Genomic DNA, 15,760 nt, shown 5'->3' on the forward strand with positions numbered 1-15,760 from the left:
GGCCATTGATCCATGCCAGTTCGGCCCACGTTCGATTGACGCTCCCGGTGCAACCCTCTAACCTTCGCGGCGTGTTTCAGGTGCCCTGCGAACCGTGGTTTGGCAGGGTGAAACTGGGAAGCCGGTGGGCGCCAGCAGGCGCGATTCCGGCGCTGCCCCCGCAACGGTAAGTGAGTGCAAAACCGCGCAGGGCCACTGGGTGCAAGCACCCGGGAAGGCGCGCAGGCAAGGGCCAGGTGCCCGCTCACAAGCCCGGAGACCGGCCTGGAACTGCCAACGGCATCACGGAGGGTGATGCGCAGTGCGATGTGGCCCAGGCCACGGCCCCTGCGTGTTCTCCGTCTGCCCGCCTTTTACCTGTCGCCAGGCTGCGACAGCTGCGGAGAACCCTGATGAGCGAATCCCCCGAACGCGACGAACGCCACCTGGCGCGCATGCAGCGCAAGAAGGCGCTCATCGACGAGCGCATCGCCAACTCCCCTAACGAATGCGGCTTGCTGCTGGTCCTCACCGGCAACGGCAAGGGCAAGAGCAGCTCGGCCTTCGGCATGCTCGCCCGGGCCATGGGGCACGGCATGCAGTGCGGTGTGGTGCAGTTCATCAAGGGCCGCAACAGCACCGGCGAGGAACTGTTCTTCCGGCGCTTCCCCGAGCAGGTGAGCTACCACGTGATGGGCGAGGGCTTCACCTGGGAAACCCAGGACCGCCAGCGCGACATCGCCGCTGCCGAAGCCGCCTGGGCCGTGTCGCGCCAGTTGCTGCAGGACCCATCGATCCAGTTCGTCGTGCTCGATGAACTGAACATCGCCCTCAAGCACGGCTACCTCGACCTCGACCAGGTACTCAGTGATATCCAGGCCCGCCCGCCGATGCAGCACGTGATCGTCACCGGCCGTGCGGCCAAGCCCGAGATGGTCGAACTGGCCGATACCGTCACCGAGATGGGCATGCTCAAACATGCGTTCCAGGCCGGTATCCGCGCGCAGAAGGGCGTTGAACTGTGAGTGAAGCACGTCAGTGCCCGGCGGTGCTGATCGCCGCGCCAGCCTCCGGCCAGGGCAAGACCACCGTCACTGCCGCCCTCGCGCGCCTGCACCGCAACCTCGGGCGCAAGGTGCGGGTGTTCAAGTGCGGCCCGGACTTCCTCGACCCGATGATCCTCGAGCGTGCCAGCGGCGCGCCGGTGTACCAGCTGGACCTGTGGATGATCGGTGCTGATGAGAGCCGTCGCCTGCTGTGGGAAGCGGCCGGCGATGCCGACCTGATCCTGATCGAAGGGGTGATGGGGCTGTTCGACGGCACCCCGTCGAGTGCCGACCTTGCGCGCCACTTCGGCGTGCCGGTGCTGGCCGTGATCGACGGCACGGCCATGGCCCAGACCTTCGGCGCCCTGGCCCTGGGCCTGGCGCGCTACCAGCCGGACCTGCCGTTTGCCGGTGTGCTGGCCAACCGCGTCGGCACCTTGCGTCACGCGCAACTGCTCGAAGGCAGCCTGACCGAAGGCCTGCGCTGGTACGGCGGGCTGTCCCGCGAGCGCGGCATCGAGCTGCCCAGCCGCCACCTGGGGTTGGTCCAGGCCAGCGAGCTGAATGACCTGGATGCGCGCCTGGACGCCGCCGCCGAAGCACTCGCCGCCAGTTGCGATGCGGCGTTGCCACCACCGGTGAGTTTTGCCGCGCCAGCGCCGGCAGCGCTTGCGACTTCGCTCAAGGGTGTGCGCATCGGCGTGGCCCGTGATGAAGCCTTCGCCTTCACCTACGGCGCCAACCTGGAGCTGCTGCGCAACCTCGGCGCGCACCTCGAATTCTTCTCGCCGCTGCATGACCGCGAATTGCCCGCGGTGGATAGCCTGTACCTGCCCGGTGGCTACCCGGAGCTTCACCACCACGCACTGGCCGCCAACGCGCCGATGCTGGAGGCGATCCGCGCCCACCACGCCCAGGGCAAGCCCTTGCTGGCCGAATGCGGCGGCATGCTCTACCTGCTTGATGCCCTGACCGACGTGGCCGGCGAACGCGCCGCGCTGCTCGGCCTGCTGCCGGGCGAGGCGACCATGCAGAAGCGCCTGGCCGCCCTGGCCTTGCAGGCGGTCGAACTGGCGGAAGGCACCCTGCGCGGGCACACCTACCACCACTCGCTGACCAGCACCACGCTGGAACCGATCGCCCGTGGCCTGAGCCCCAACGGCGGCCGTGGCAACGAAGCGGTGTACCGCCTGGGCCGGCTGACCGCCTCCTACGTGCATTTCTACTTCCCCTCCAACCCCGACGCGGCGGCGGCGCTGCTGCGACCATGAGCGACCACGCCTACAGCGACGCCGAGCGCGCGGCCGTCTACCGGGCCATCGGTGAGCGCCGCGACATGCGTCATTTTGCCGGTGGCGTGGTGGCGCCGGAGCTGCTCGCACGCCTGCTGGCCGCCGCGCACCAGGCGCCGAGCGTCGGCCTGATGCAGCCGTGGCGTTTCATCCGCATCACCCGCACCGAGCTGCGCACGCGTATCCAGGCGCTGGTGGAGGACGAGCGGGTACGCACCGCCGACGCCTTGAGCGAGCGCTCCGATGAGTTCATGAAACTCAAGGTCGAGGGCATCAACGACTGCGCCGAACTGTGGGTGGCGGCGTTGATGGACAACCGCGAGCCGCACATCTTCGGCCGTCGCACCCTGCCGGAAATGGACCTGGCCTCGCTGGCCTGTGCCATCCAGAACCTCTGGTTGGCGGCGCGTGCCGAGGGCCTGGGCATGGGCTGGGTGTCGCTGTTCGAGCCACAGGCGCTGGCCGAGCTGCTGGGCATGCCCGCCGGGGCCAAGCCGGTGGCGGTGCTGTGCCTGGGGCCGGTGATCGAGTTCTACCCGGCGCCGATGCTGGCGCTGGAAAACTGGGCCGAGCAACGGCCTCTGAGCGAAATGCTGTACGAGAACCATTGGGGAGACCGGCCATGAGCGTGGCCTTGCTGACTGTCGCGGGCGTGGCCCTGGACGCCTTGCTCGGCGAGCCGCAACGCCGCCACCCGTTGGTGGGCTTCGGCAACCTGGCGGCGAACCTGGAGCGGCGCCTGAACGCCGGTGGCCGTGGCTGGCGCAGCCATGGTGTCAGCGCCTGGTTCCTCGCCGTGGTGCCATTGACCCTGCTGGCGCTGATCCTGTCCTGGCTGCCATACGTTGGTTGGATGGTCGATGTGCTGGCGCTTTACTGCGCGCTGGGCCTGCGCAGCCTCGGCGAGCATGTGCTGCCGGTGGCCCAGGCCCTGCGCCAGGGTGACCTGGACGAAGCGCGGCGCCGCGTCGGTTACCTGGTCAGCCGCGAAACCCGCGAGCTGGACGAGCCCGCCGTAGCCCGGGCAGCCACCGAATCGGTGCTGGAGAACGGCAGCGATGCAGTGTTCGCCGCGCTGTTCTGGTTTGCCGTGGCCGGTGCGCCGGGGGTGGTGCTGTATCGCCTGAGCAATACCCTCGATGCCATGTGGGGTTATCGCAACGAACGCTTCGAACGCTTCGGCTGGTGCGCGGCGCGTATCGACGACGTGCTCAACTACATTCCCGCGCGCCTGGTGGCGCTGACCTACGCTGTGCTCGGCAAGACCCGCCTGGCGCTGCGCTGCTGGCGCCAGCAGGGGCCGCTGTGGGACAGCCCCAACGCCGGCCCGGTGATGGCCGCCGGCGCCGGTGCGCTGGGCGTGGAGCTGGGCGGGCCTGCGGTGTACCACGGCGAGCTGCACGAGCGGCCACGCCTGGGCGAGGGGCCGATGGCCGACGCCGACGCCATCGAGCGCGGCTGGAGCCTGGTGCAGCGCGGGGTATGGCTATGGTTGCTGGTGATCTGCCTGGGGAGTTACCTGAATGCTTGAACACGGTGGCCGCCTGCTGCGGGCGGTGGCGCAGTACGCAATTGCCCGCGAGCGTTGGCTCGACCTGTCCAGCGGCATCGCGCCCTGGCCCTATGCCGTGCCGTCGATTCCCCAGGAGGCCTGGGCGCGACTGCCGGAAACCGAGGACGGCCTGGAGCAGGCGGCGCGCACCTACTATCACGCCGATCTGTTGCTGGCCGTGGCCGGTTCCCAGGCGGCGATCCAGGCCCTGCCGCAGCTGCGCGCGCCTGGGCGGGTCGGGGTGCTGACACCCTGTTACGCCGAGCATCCCCACGCCTGGCAGCGCGCGGGGCACACGCTGGTCGAACTGGCTGACGAGCAGGTCGATGAGGCAATCGACAGCCTCGACGTGCTGGTGCTGGTCAACCCCAACAACCCCACCGGCCGGCTGATCCCCCGTGAGCGTCTGTTGGCCTGGCATGCCCGGCTGGCAGAGCGGGGCGGCTGGCTGGTGGTCGACGAAGCGTTCATCGACAACACCCCGCGGCTCAGCCTGTGCGGCCATGTCGATCGGCCTGGGCTGATCGTGTTGCGCTCGTTCGGCAAGTTCTTCGGCCTGGCGGGGGTGCGGCTGGGCTTCGTGATGGCGCAACCGGCACTGCTGCAGGCGCTGGCCGAGCTGCTCGGGCCGTGGACGGTGAGCGGCCCGACCCGGGTGCTGGGCAAGGTGTGCCTGGCCGATGAACTGGCCCACCTGATGCAGATCGACCGCTGCGCCAAGGCCCGCGCGCGGCTGGTGGCGTTGCTGGGCGAAGCCGGCCTGGCGCCGACGGGGGGCTGCGACCTGTTCCAGTACGTGGCCACCGAGCGTGCGGCGCAGTTACATGAATTCCTCGCCCGGCGCGGCATCCTCGTGCGCCTGTTCGAGCAACCGGCGGCGCTGCGTTTCGGCCTGCCGGCCAATGCGGCGCAGGAGCTGCGCCTGCGCGAGGCACTGCTGGAATATCAAAAGGAATCGGCATGACCACCCTGATGGTGCAAGGCACCACTTCCGATGCCGGCAAAAGCACGCTGGTCACCGCCCTGTGCCGCTGGCTGCTGCGCCAAGGCGTTGCCGTGGTGCCATTCAAACCGCAGAACATGGCGCTCAACAGCGCAGTGACCGCCGACGGTGGCGAAATCGGCCGCGCCCAGGCGGTGCAGGCCCAAGCCTGCCGGCTGGCGCCGCACACCGACATGAACCCGGTGCTGCTCAAGCCCAACAGCGACACCGGGGCCCAGGTGATCATCCATGGGCGCGCGGTCACCAGCATGAACGCCGTGGCCTACCACGGCTACAAAGCCATTGCCATGCAGGCGGTGCTGGCCTCCCATGAGCGGCTTGAACAGGCCTATCAAGTGGTGATGGTCGAAGGCGCAGGCTCCCCCGCCGAGATCAACCTGCGCGCCGGCGACATCGCCAACATGGGTTTTGCCGAAGCGGTCGACTGCCCGGTAATCCTGGTGGCCGATATCAACCGTGGCGGGGTGTTCGCCCACCTGGTGGGTACCCTGGAGCTGCTCTCGCCGAGCGAGCAGGCGCGGGTCAAAGGTTTCGTCATCAACCGCTTCCGCGGCGATATCGCCTTGCTGCAACCGGGCCTGGACTGGCTGGAGCAGCGCACCGGCAAGCCGGTGCTTGGCGTGCTGCCCTTTGTCACCGACCTGCACCTGGAGGCCGAGGACGGCATCGACGTGCGCCAGGCGGTCAAAGGCGAACGTCTGCTCAAGGTGATAGTCCCGGTGCTGCCGCGCATCAGCAACCACACCGATTTCGACCCGCTGCGCCTGCACCCGCAGGTCGACCTGCAATTCATCGGCCCGGGCCAGCCGATCCCGCCCGCCGACCTGATCATCCTGCCCGGCTCCAAGAGCGTGCGCGGTGACCTGGCGCAGTTGCGCGCGCGTGGCTGGGACACGGCCATCGCCCGGCACTTGCGCTACGGCGGCAAGCTGATCGGCATTTGCGGCGGTTTGCAGATGCTCGGCCGCGAGGTTCACGATCCGCTTGGCCTGGAAGGCCCGGCCGGCTCCAGTGCCGGGCTTGGCCTGCTGGACTACGAGACGGTGCTTGAGGCCGAGAAGCAATTGCGCAACGTCAGCGGCACGCTGGCGTTGGAGCAGTCAGCGATCGCGGGCTATGAAATTCACGCCGGTGTCACCCGTGGCCCGGCCCTGGAACATCCCGCCGTGCAGCTGCAAGACGGCCGCTGCGACGGTGCCATCAGTGCCGACGGGCAGATTCTCGCCACCTATCTGCACGGCCTGTTCGAAGGCAGCCAGTCGTGCGCGGCACTGCTGCGTTGGGCCGGGCTCGCCGATGTACAGCCTATCGACTACGAGGCCCTGCGCGAGCGCGATATCGAGCGCCTGGCCGACCTGGTCGAGCAGCACCTGGACACCGCGCACCTGCGCCAGCTGTGTGGAATCACTGCCCATGCGTAACCTGATCCTCGGCGGCGCCCGCTCGGGCAAGAGCCGCCTGGCCGAGCAACTGGCCAGCAGCAGCGGCTTGCCGGTGACCTACATCGCCACCAGCGAGCCGTTGGATGGCGAGATGAACGAACGGGTACGCCTGCACCGTGAACGCCGCCCGGTCGACTGGGGGCTGATCGAAGAACCCTTGGCCCTGGCCAAGGTGCTGCGTGCCGAAGCCGGCGCAGGGCGTTGCCTGCTGGTGGACTGCCTGACGCTGTGGCTGACCAACCTGCTGATGCTCGACGACGAGCAACGCCTGGTGCAGGAGCGCGATGCGCTGCTGGCGTGCCTTGAGCAATTGCCGGGCACGATCATCCTGGTCAGCAACGAAACCGGCCTGGGCGTGGTGCCCATGGGCGAACTGACCCGCCGCTACGTCGACCACGCCGGGCTGTTGCACCAGGCCGTGGCCGAGCGCTGCCAGCGCGTGGTGCTGACCGTGGCCGGCCTCCCTCTCATGCTCAAAGGACCCGCTCTATGACCCAGATGTGGTGGCGTGATGCCTGCCAATCCCTCGACACCGCCGCCATGGACCAGGCCCGCGCCCGTCAGCAGCAACTGACCAAGCCTGCCGGTTCCCTCGGCCAGCTCGAGGGCCTGGCGATTCACCTGGCCGCCTTGCAGGGGCGCGAACGGCCCAGCGTGGACAAGGTCGCGATCAGCATCTTCGCCGGCGACCACGGCGTGGTGGAGGAGGGCATCTCCGCCTACCCGCAGGCAGTGACCGGGCAGATGCTGCGCAACTTCGTCGGCGGCGGCGCGGCAATCAGCGTGCTGGCCCGCCAGCTTGATGCGCGCCTTGAAGTGGTGGACCTCGGCACCATCGACCCGTCCCTCGAACTGCCCGGCGTGCACCACCTGCGCCTGGGCGCGGGCACGGCCAACTTCGCCCGCCAGCCGGCGATGACCGACAGCCAGCTGGCCGCGGCTCTGCAGGCCGGTCGCGACAGCGCCCTGCGTGCGGTCGAGGACGGCGCCCAGCTGTTTATCGGCGGCGAGATGGGCATTGGCAACACCACGGCGGCAGCGGCCCTGGCCAGCACCTTGCTGAGCTGCCCGGCGCGTGAACTGAGCGGGCCGGGCACCGGCCTGGACAGCGCCGGTGTGCGGCACAAGGCCGAGGTGATCGAGGCGGCGCTGGTACTGCACGGGTTGCGCGCCGACCAACCGCTGCAGGCCCTGGCCTGTGTCGGTGGTTTCGAGATCGCCGCGCTGGCCGGCGCCTACCTGGCCTGTGCCCAGCACGGCGTGGCGGTGCTGGTCGATGGCTTCATCTGCAGCGTCGCCGCCCTGGTGGCGGTACGCCTCAACCCGCAATGCCGGCCTTGGCTGCTGTTCGCCCACCAGGGCGCCGAGCCGGGCCACAAGACCCTGCTGGCCGCGTTGCAGGCCGAGCCACTGCTGGCCCTGGGCCTGCGCCTGGGCGAAGGCAGCGGTGCGGCGCTGGCTGTGCCGCTGCTGCGCCTGGCCTGTGCCCTGCACGGGCAAATGGCGACCTTCGCCGAAGCGGCGGTGGCGGACCGCCCGGCATGATCCTCGACCTGCTGCGCCACGGCGAAACCGAACTGGGTGGCGGCCTGCGCGGCAGCCTGGACGACGCACTGACCGCCACCGGCTGGGCGCAGATGCGTCAGGCCGTGGCACAGGCTGGCCCCTGGGACATCGTGGTCAGCTCACCGCTGCAACGCTGCGCGCTGTTCGCCGACGAGCTGGGCTCGCGCCTGGGCTTGCCGGTGCAGCGCGAGGCGGATGTGCGCGAGCTGCACTTTGGCGACTGGGAAGGGCGCAGCGCGGCGCAGATCATGCAAACCGAAGCCGATGCCCTGGGCCTGTTCTGGAATGACCCCTACGCCTTCACGCCGCCGGCCGGCGAGCCGGTGCTGGCGTTTGCCGGGCGGGTTGTGGCAGCGGTCGAACGTCTGGCCCGCGAGCATGCCGGCAAGCGCGTGCTGCTGGTCACCCACGGCGGGGTGATGCGCCTGTTGCTGGCAAGGGCGCGTGGTTTGCCCCGTGAGCAGTTGCTGCAAGTCGAGGTCGGCCATGGGGCGTTGATGCGCCTTGAGGCTAGCCTTGATGGCCATTTGCGCGAGGTCGGCTGAGATGCTGGCGTTCTGGATTGCCCTGCAGTTTCTCAGCAGCCTGCCGGTGAGCCTGCCAGGTATGCCGACGCCTGCGCAGATGGGGCGCTCGGTGCTGTTCTATCCCGCGGTGGGGCTGCTGTTCGGCCTGCTGCTGTGGCTGGCCGGCCACCTGCTGCAAGGTGTGGCGGCGCCCTTGCAGGCGGCGCTGTTGCTGGCATTGTGGGTGCTGCTCAGCGGCGCCCTGCACCTCGACGGCCTGGCCGACAGTGCCGATGCCTGGCTGGGCGGCTTCGGCGACCGTGAACGCACCTTGCAGATCATGAAGGACCCGCGTAGCGGGCCGATTGCCGTGGTCACCCTGGTGCTGGTGCTGCTACTGAAGTTCTGCGCTTTGTGGGTACTGGTGGAGGACGGCGCAGGCGGCCTGCTGGTAGTGGCGCCGATAGTCGGGCGGGCGGCGATGCTCGGATTGTTCCTGACCACGCCCTATGTGCGCCCGGGTGGACTGGGCACAGCATTGGCCGAGCATCTGCCGCGCCGGGCCGCTGGCTGGATACTGCTGAGCAGCGCCGGGGCCGTGGGCGTGGTGGGCGGCTGGGCAGTGATGGCGGCTTTGCTGGCGGCACTGCTGGTATTCGCCTGGCTGCGCCAGCTGATGTGCCGGCGGCTGGGGGGCACCACGGGCGATACCGCTGGCGCACTGCTGGAACTGCTCGAATTGACGGTGGTGGTAGCGCTGGCGGTGATGCGCTGAGCGGGTTATCAGCGTGTGAATTTTCCTGCGGCTGTCGCGGAAATTTCCTTTGATGGACTGACATATTCTCGGCAGCTTCGCCCTCGCAAGGAGCGCTCATGCGCCACTGGATCCTCGCCTGCCTGCTGGCCCTGAGCGGCCTGCCCGCAGGCGCCGCCGACCTCGTCAATTTCTGGAGCCTGCCGCGCCACGGCGGCAATAGCTTCAATCGACTGCCCCCCGACCAGGCCTACTTCGTTGCGCTCAAGGGCTATGGGGCCAGTTGGGTGCGGCTTTCCTACGACAAGTGGCAGCCGTCGGCACGCGACTTTCTCCTGGGCTCGGCGGATGATTATCAAGGGCTGGCGCAGGCCGATCTGCAACAGTTGCTGGAAGTCCTTGACCGTGCCCACGCGGCGGGCCTCAAAATTGTGATCACGCCCTTGTCGCTACCAGGCATGCGCTGGGCACAGAACAATCAGGGGCGTTTCGATGACCGCCTGTGGCAGGACAAGCGCTTCTGGGAGCAATCCACACGGTTCTGGCGTGACCTGGCACTGGCACTCAGGGACCACCCGGCCATCGCCGCCTACAACCTCATCAACGAGCCCGCGCCGGAAAAGCACGGTGGCCTGGCCGAGCACGCCACCGCAGCGCAGATGAAGCAGTGGTACCTGGGCCAGCAGGGTACTGCGCGCGACCTGCCGGCGCTTTACCGGCAACTGCTGGCGGCCATCCGCGACGTCGACGCAAAGACGCCGGTCATGCTCGATGCCGGTTGGTACGCCGCCGCTGATGCCTTCGCTTACTGGCCGTCGATACCGGACGACCCCCGCGTGCTGTACAGCGTGCACATGTATGAGCCTTATGCCGCCACCAGTGCGCCGAACATGGCCCGTCGCCAGCCGTTGGCCTACCCGGGGCCGGTGCCGTTCGCCGGGCAGACGCAGCAGTGGGATGGCGAGCGGGTCGCGCGGTACCTGCAGCAGCCATTGGACTGGGCCGCTTCGGTCGGGCTGCCGCGCTCGCGGCTGGTGGTCGGGGAGTTCGGCTGCATGCGCCGCCTACCTGGGTGTCGGCAGTACCTGGAGGACGTGCTGACGGTGCTCGACCGCCAGCAGTTGCATTGGGCGTTCTACAGCTTCCGTGAGGACAGCTGGGACGGCATGGACTACGAGCTGGGTGCGGCCAAGGTGCCTTGGCGGTATTGGCAGGCGATCGAGCAGGGCGCGCCGGACCCGCTGCCACGCAAGGCCACACGCGAATTCGAGCCGATCCGTCGACGCCTGCAGCCGTGATGGCGCTCATGAAACTTCTTGCAACATCCATATTGCGGGTATATACACGTAACCATGCTGACCAGTGAATGCATCTGTACCCACCTGCGTCGTGCTGCCCGTGGGGTGAGCCGACACTACGACGAGGCCCTTGCCGGCTTCGGCATCAATGTCGCCCAGTTTTCCCTGCTGCGCCACGTGCAGCGGCTAGACCGGCCGAGCATCACCAGCCTGGCCGAGGCCATGGGCCTTGAGCGCAGTACCTTGGGCCGCAACCTGCGGGTGCTGGAGGCTGACGGGCTGGTGCAACTGGCCGATGGCGACGACCAACGCAACCGGCTGGTGCTGCTGAGCGAGGCGGGCAGGGCACGGCTTGAAGCGGCGCATCCGGCCTGGCAGCAGGCCCAGCAGCAATTGGTGGAACAACTGGGCGAAGGCCAGCGCGACGAGTTGGTGCGCCTGCTGGAGCGGCTGGCTTGATGCATTACGATCATAAGCGGGTATATACCCGCATAAACCTTGCGATGTGCTGGAGACAACGACAATGACTTCCGTATGGCGGACCAGCGGTTGGGTACTTCTGGGGGCAGCGCTGATCCTGGCGCTGTCATTGGGTGTGCGGCATGGCTTCGGCCTGTTCCTGGCGCCGATGAGCGCCGATTTCGGCTGGGGCCGCGAGGTATTCGCCTTTGCCATCGCCCTGCAGAACCTCATCTGGGGCCTGGCCCAGCCGTTCTCCGGCGCGCTGGCCGACCGGCTGGGCGCGGCGAAGGTGGTGATCATCGGCGGCATCCTGTACGCCACGGGGCTGGTGCTGATGGGCATGGCCGACTCGATCTGGTCACTGTCGCTCAGTGCCGGCCTGTTGATCGGCATCGGGCTGTCAGGCACGTCGTTCTCGGTGATTCTCGGCGTGGTCGGCCGTGCCGTGCCGCCGGAAAAACGCAGCATGGCCATGGGCATAGCCAGCGCGGCGGGTTCGTTCGGGCAGTTCGCCATGCTGCCCGGCACCCTCGGCCTGATCCAGTGGCTGGGCTGGTCGGCGGCGCTGCTGGTGCTGGGCCTGATGGTGGCGCTGATCGTGCCGCTGGTGGGCCTTTTGCGCGACAACCCGATGCCTGCCCATGGCGCCGATCAGAGCCTCGGCCAGGCGTTGCGCGAGGCCTGCTCGCATGCGGGCTTCTGGTTGCTCGCCCTGGGCTTCTTCGTCTGTGGCTTCCAGGTGGTTTTCATCGGCGTGCACCTGCCGGCCTACCTGGTCGACCAGCACTTGCCGGCCATTACCGGTACCACGGTGCTGGCGCTGGTCGGGCTGTTCAACATCGTCGGCACCTACACCGCCGGCTGGCTGGGCGGGCGCATGTCCAAGCCGCGCCTGCTGACCGCGCTGTACCTGCTGCGGGCAGTGGTGATCGTGCTGTTCCTGTGGGCGCCGGTGACCCAGGTCAGCGCCTACCTGTTCGGCATCGCCATGGGCCTGCTGTGGCTGTCGACGGTGCCGTTGACCAATGGCACCGTGGCCACGCTGTTCGGTGTGCGCAACCTGTCCATGCTCGGGGGCATCGTGTTCCTGTTCCATCAGCTGGGGGCGTTCCTGGGTGGCTGGCTGGGCGGTGTGGTGTATGACCAGACCGGCAGCTACGACCTGGTCTGGCAGATCTCGATCCTGCTCAGCCTGCTGGCCGCCGCACTCAACTGGCCGGTGCGCGAGCGGCCGGTGGCCCGGTTGCAGGCGCAGGCGGCATGAACCGCCTGCTCGGGCGCGGCTTGCTGGCGCTTGCGGTCTTGTTGCTGCTGGCGCTGGCCTGGTGGGGCTGGCACCAGGGCGGGCTGGCGTTGCTGCAGCTGGGCATGAGCCTGTGTTAGGCGCTACCCTGCAGGAAGCATTTTCCTGCAGGAGCACCCCTGATGCATGCACGCTGGCTGACCTTACCCCTGCTGGCCCTGGCCGCCGCGACTTCTAGCTGGGCTGCTGACTGCCCGGCCCTGCTGCAGGGCAGCTTGCCCGAACTGCGTGGCAAGGAGCAGATCGACCTGTGCCAGCGCTTTGCTGGCAAGCCGCTGGTGGTGATCAATACCGCCAGCTATTGCGGCTTCGCCCCGCAGTTCGAAGGGCTGGAAACGACCTACAAGGCCTACCACGGCCAAGGGCTTGAGATGCTGGGCGTGCCGTCCAACGACTTCAAGCAGGAAGACGCCGACAGCGAGAAGACCGCCAAGGTCTGCTACGCCAACTACGGCGTGACCTTCACCATGACCAAGACCCAGCCGGTACGGGGCAAGGATGCGATCCCGCTGTTCGTCGAGCTGGCGCATCAGAGCAGCGCACCGAAGTGGAACTTCTACAAGTACGTGGTGGACCGCAAGGGCAAGGTCATCGGCAATTTCTCCAGCCTGACCAAGCCGGATGATCCGGCGTTTACTGCGGCGATCGAGAAGGCGATTGCTTCACAGCCCTGAGGTTGCTGAGGGGGCCTGGTTCCTGCCTTGGGATTGCATGTAGGCCACCAGTTGCAGGACGACAGGTTTGCAGCGCCTTCAAGATCGAGCGCCGCCCGCGCGGCGCTCGATCTCATAGTCGCTACAAAAACACCGCCAGGCACCTGAGGCCCAACCTCGCCTTAATGAGGATGCACCGTCAGCGCCACCAGGCGCACCACCAGTGGCCGTACCATCAGCACACAAACAAAGGCCACCGGCATCGCCAGCTGGTAGGCCTTGAGCACCTTGCTCAGGTAATCGTCGCCCACCCCGGCGGTGGCTGCGGTGATCACGAAGCACATCAGCATGGCCATGATCCCCGACATGAAAAAGGCAAAGACATAGGGTGTTGCAGCTGGGTGCAGCTTGCGTCGGTTGCGCAGTGCAAGAGGCTCGTTCATGGCTATTCCTGTGCGAAAGGTGAGGGCGCAGGTTAGCAATGACTGCCCAAGCGCCTGTAGACCTTGCCCAGTGTGTTCTTTATAAAGAGATTCTTACGAATCCGAAGGGCACGACATGGACCTGCTCAACGCCATCCGCAGTTTCATCAAGGTGGTCGAGGCCGGCAGCATTGCCGGGGGCGCCCGCGTGCTGGGGCTTAGCCCGGCAGCAGTCAGCCAGAACCTGGCGCGTCTGGAGGCTCATCTGCAGGTCCGCCTGCTGTCGCGTACCACCCGCAGTATGGCGCTTACACCGGCAGGCAGCCTGTACTACGCGCGGGTGAGCCATATCGAGCGTGACCTGGCCCTGGCCGAGCAAGCCGTGACCACACCCGACAGCGAACCGCAGGGCAGGTTATGCATTGCCTCGAGTTCGGCCTTTGGTCGGCATGTGCTGGCGCCGCTGATCCCGGCGTTTGCCGCGCGCTATCCGCAGCTTTCGATAGAGTTGGTGATGACTGACCGCAAGGTCAATCATGCCCGCGAGGACGTCGACGTCAGCCTGCGCATCACCCCGCAGCTTGAAGATCATCTGCTGGCCCGGCACATCGCGCGCATCCCCTTCATCTGCTGTGCCTCGCCCGGTTACCTGGCCGCCAACGGCTGGCCGGCCACGCCCGAGGCGCTGCGCGAGCATCGCTGCCTGGTGTTCCGTTACCCGGTGGACGGGCGCTTCCTGCCCTGGGGGTTCATGCGCGATGGCTTGCGTTTCGAGGCGCAGTTCGGCCCGGTACTGATCAGCGACGACATCGACGCCCTGACCCAGATGGCACTGAACGATGGCGGCATCACCCGCCTGGCCGAGTTCATCACACGACCGCACCTGGATGCCGGGCGGTTGGTGCCATTGTTCGAGTTCAGCGACAACGCCCAGGCCTATGCCCAGACCGAACCGATGGACGTATACCTGTGCCTGGCGGATCGCCACGCCATGACCACCAAGGTGCGTGCCTTCATGGCGTATCTGCAGGGCTGCCTGGGCGACAGCTGGCACGTGCAGGCATGAAAAAACCGCCACGAGGGCGGTTTCTTCATGCTGCGGCAGTGGCTCAGAAGCGGTAGGTGAGGGATGCACCGACACCGTGAGCACTGTTTTCGTACTTGGCCTGGTAGCGGCCCTTGGTCGGGCTCGCCAGGTTGACCTTGGTGTCTTCCTCCCACAGGTAGGAGTAGGCCACGTCGATGGTCATGTCGTCGGTCGGGCTGTAGCCGGCGCCCAGGCTGAAGATCTTGCGATCGCCAGTAGGGATGCGCGGCGAGCGGTCCTGGTTGTTGGTCGGCGACTGGTCCATGGAGAAGCCTGTGCGCAGGGTCCACTCCTTGTTCACCTTGTAGGCCGCACCGATGGCACCAGCCCAGGTGTCATGCCAGTTCTGCTCCTCGGTGATGGTGCCCAGCCCGCGCCCGACCGGGTTGGCGGCAACCCGTGCCGGCAGCTCGTTGGTGACGGTGATGTCTTTCAGGCGGCTCCAGCGGGTGAAGGTGGTGCCTGCGTACAGGGTCCACTGGTCATCCAGCTCGTGGGTGATCGAGAAGTCGGCCGACTCCGGGGTCTTGATCTTCAGTTCGGCGTCGAACTTGCTGCCACTGAACGGGCCGAGGAGCGCGTTGTTGACCTTGGTGTCGCCTTCGAGCTTGTAGTCGACCATCGAGTGGTATGTCAGGCCGATGCGGGTGCGGTCGGTGGCCTGGACCATGATGCCGATGTTGTAGCCGACGGCGGTGTCGTCGCCCTTGATCTTCACTTCGCCGTCATTGCGGCCAGGGGTGAACGGGTTGACGGTGTTCGAGCCCAGTTCGCCCTTGATGCGGTTGATGGTCGGACCGAAGCCGATCGACACTTTGTCGTTGAAGGCATAGCTGACGGTGGGCTGGAAGGTCACCACTTCGACGTGGCTCTTCTTGCCCCAGTAGCGTGCGGCGTCGCCGCTGCCATAGTCGGTCACCAGGCCGAACGGTACGTATACACCGAAGCCGACGCTCCAGTTATCGTCGATCGGCTTGACGTAGTAACCCATCGGCACGCCGACGACCGGGACCATGTCACCATCGGTTTCCCCCCCGAGGTTGCTGCCACGGCCGGAAATGTCGGATTTTGCAAAGATGGCTGCGCCACCCACGGTAATTTGTTCGCGCTTGAGGCGCGCCATGCCCGCCGGGTTGCCGTACACGGTGCTGGCATCTTCGGCAGAAGAAGAACGACCCGCGAAACCTGTCCCCATGCCGCTGACACTTTGTTCGTTCAGCGCGAAACCGCTGGCGAGCAAGTGGCTGGAAGCGAGGGCAACGGCAATACCGAGGGAGGTTTTGAGCATTGCTTTTTTCATTATTAGAAACTCCTTGGGATCTCCGGGGCGGAAAGCTACCAACAAATCTCGCTCCACGCTATAGGCTGTAACGCAGGAGATAGAGCGGTTTTGTA

At 67.0% G+C, this 15,760-nt stretch carries 18 protein-coding genes and 1 riboswitch; of the genes, 16 read left to right on the forward strand and 2 right to left on the reverse strand.

From position 1 onward, the window contains the following. The first annotated feature begins 61 nt into the window (after window positions 1–61). Window positions 62–282, forward strand: a riboswitch (cobalamin riboswitch). Window positions 283–392: 110 nt separating this feature from the next. From cobO to ACO6VM_RS08995, 15 genes are all read left to right on the forward strand, one after another. Next, window positions 393–1,004 (forward strand): cob(I)yrinic acid a,c-diamide adenosyltransferase, encoded by a 612-nt coding sequence (cobO, locus tag ACO6VM_RS08925; protein ID WP_153785001.1) that lies wholly within the window; start codon window positions 393–395, stop codon window positions 1,002–1,004. Further along, entirely contained in the window at window positions 1,001–2,296 is a 1,296-nt protein-coding gene (locus ACO6VM_RS08930) for a cobyrinate a,c-diamide synthase (protein WP_422403149.1), read from the forward strand. The genes cobO and ACO6VM_RS08930 overlap by 4 nt, the downstream gene beginning before the upstream one ends. Next, window positions 2,293–2,943 carry a 5,6-dimethylbenzimidazole synthase gene (gene bluB, locus ACO6VM_RS08935; protein WP_422403150.1) on the forward strand — a complete coding sequence of 217 codons (651 nt, stop codon included), beginning with the start codon at window positions 2,293–2,295 and terminating at the stop codon, window positions 2,941–2,943. The genes ACO6VM_RS08930 and bluB overlap by 4 nt, the downstream gene beginning before the upstream one ends. Further along, the gene (gene cbiB, locus ACO6VM_RS08940; protein ID WP_401059530.1) at window positions 2,940–3,848 is read left to right on the forward strand and encodes an adenosylcobinamide-phosphate synthase CbiB; all 909 of its coding nucleotides are present in this window, start codon (window positions 2,940–2,942) and stop codon (window positions 3,846–3,848) included. The genes bluB and cbiB overlap by 4 nt, the downstream gene beginning before the upstream one ends. Further along, complete coding sequence (gene cobD, locus ACO6VM_RS08945; protein WP_422403151.1) at window positions 3,841–4,833, forward strand: threonine-phosphate decarboxylase CobD; 993 nt, start codon at window positions 3,841–3,843, stop codon at window positions 4,831–4,833. The genes cbiB and cobD overlap by 8 nt, the downstream gene beginning before the upstream one ends. Then, on the forward strand, window positions 4,830–6,293 hold the full coding sequence (locus tag ACO6VM_RS08950) for a cobyric acid synthase (RefSeq protein WP_422403152.1): 1,464 nt from the start codon (window positions 4,830–4,832) through the stop codon (window positions 6,291–6,293). Before cobD ends, ACO6VM_RS08950 begins: the two co-directional genes overlap by 4 nt. Continuing rightward, on the forward strand, window positions 6,286–6,807 hold the full coding sequence (gene cobU, locus ACO6VM_RS08955) for a bifunctional adenosylcobinamide kinase/adenosylcobinamide-phosphate guanylyltransferase (protein ID WP_401059536.1): 522 nt from the start codon (window positions 6,286–6,288) through the stop codon (window positions 6,805–6,807). The genes ACO6VM_RS08950 and cobU overlap by 8 nt, the downstream gene beginning before the upstream one ends. Further along, window positions 6,804–7,859, forward strand: coding sequence for a nicotinate-nucleotide--dimethylbenzimidazole phosphoribosyltransferase (gene cobT, locus ACO6VM_RS08960; protein ID WP_347150576.1), 1,056 nt, complete (start codon window positions 6,804–6,806; stop codon window positions 7,857–7,859). The genes cobU and cobT overlap by 4 nt, the downstream gene beginning before the upstream one ends. Continuing rightward, window positions 7,856–8,425, forward strand: a complete 570-nt coding sequence (gene cobC, locus ACO6VM_RS08965; RefSeq protein WP_422403153.1) for an alpha-ribazole phosphatase family protein — start codon at window positions 7,856–7,858, stop codon at window positions 8,423–8,425. Before cobT ends, cobC begins: the two co-directional genes overlap by 4 nt. A 1-nt stretch (window position 8,426) precedes the next feature. Further along, the gene (locus ACO6VM_RS08970; protein ID WP_422403154.1) at window positions 8,427–9,161 is read left to right on the forward strand and encodes an adenosylcobinamide-GDP ribazoletransferase; all 735 of its coding nucleotides are present in this window, start codon (window positions 8,427–8,429) and stop codon (window positions 9,159–9,161) included. 98 nt (window positions 9,162–9,259) lie between these two features. Next, on the forward strand, window positions 9,260–10,438 hold the full coding sequence (locus tag ACO6VM_RS08975) for a glycoside hydrolase family 5 protein (RefSeq protein ID WP_422403155.1): 1,179 nt from the start codon (window positions 9,260–9,262) through the stop codon (window positions 10,436–10,438). A gap of 54 nt (window positions 10,439–10,492) precedes the next feature. After that, entirely contained in the window at window positions 10,493–10,897 is a 405-nt protein-coding gene (locus tag ACO6VM_RS08980) for a MarR family winged helix-turn-helix transcriptional regulator (RefSeq protein ID WP_110993050.1), read from the forward strand. A 64-nt stretch (window positions 10,898–10,961) separates the two neighbouring features. Beyond that, window positions 10,962–12,164 carry an MFS transporter gene (locus ACO6VM_RS08985; protein WP_422403156.1) on the forward strand — a complete coding sequence of 401 codons (1,203 nt, stop codon included), beginning with the start codon at window positions 10,962–10,964 and terminating at the stop codon, window positions 12,162–12,164. Further along, window positions 12,161–12,283, forward strand: coding sequence for a hypothetical protein (locus tag ACO6VM_RS08990; RefSeq protein ID WP_347150570.1), 123 nt, complete (start codon window positions 12,161–12,163; stop codon window positions 12,281–12,283). The genes ACO6VM_RS08985 and ACO6VM_RS08990 overlap by 4 nt, the downstream gene beginning before the upstream one ends. Window positions 12,284–12,325: 42 nt before the next feature. Continuing rightward, on the forward strand, window positions 12,326–12,877 hold the full coding sequence (locus ACO6VM_RS08995; protein WP_125463004.1) for a glutathione peroxidase: 552 nt from the start codon (window positions 12,326–12,328) through the stop codon (window positions 12,875–12,877). 161 nt (window positions 12,878–13,038) lie between these two features. On the opposite strand, the gene ACO6VM_RS09000 is transcribed toward ACO6VM_RS08995, so the two are convergent. Continuing rightward, the gene (locus ACO6VM_RS09000) at window positions 13,039–13,299 is read right to left on the reverse strand and encodes a DUF2798 domain-containing protein (protein ID WP_390970317.1); all 261 of its coding nucleotides are present in this window, start codon (window positions 13,297–13,299) and stop codon (window positions 13,039–13,041) included. A gap of 115 nt (window positions 13,300–13,414) precedes the next feature. Between ACO6VM_RS09000 and ACO6VM_RS09005 the strand changes: the two genes are divergently transcribed. Beyond that, window positions 13,415–14,344: a LysR family transcriptional regulator gene (locus ACO6VM_RS09005; RefSeq protein WP_401059552.1), complete on the forward strand. Its 930-nt coding sequence runs from the start codon at window positions 13,415–13,417 to the stop codon at window positions 14,342–14,344. Window positions 14,345–14,387: 43 nt separating this feature from the next. Here the strand turns inward: ACO6VM_RS09005 and ACO6VM_RS09010 are convergent, their stop codons facing one another. Then, window positions 14,388–15,665: an OmpP1/FadL family transporter gene (locus tag ACO6VM_RS09010; RefSeq protein WP_422403157.1), complete on the reverse strand. Its 1,278-nt coding sequence runs from the start codon at window positions 15,663–15,665 to the stop codon at window positions 14,388–14,390. Window positions 15,666–15,760 lie beyond the last annotated feature (95 nt).

The organism is Pseudomonas sp. GZD-209 (genome assembly GCF_049310485.1).
GTDB classification, from domain to species: Bacteria; Pseudomonadota; Gammaproteobacteria; order Pseudomonadales; family Pseudomonadaceae; genus Aquipseudomonas; species Aquipseudomonas sichuanensis.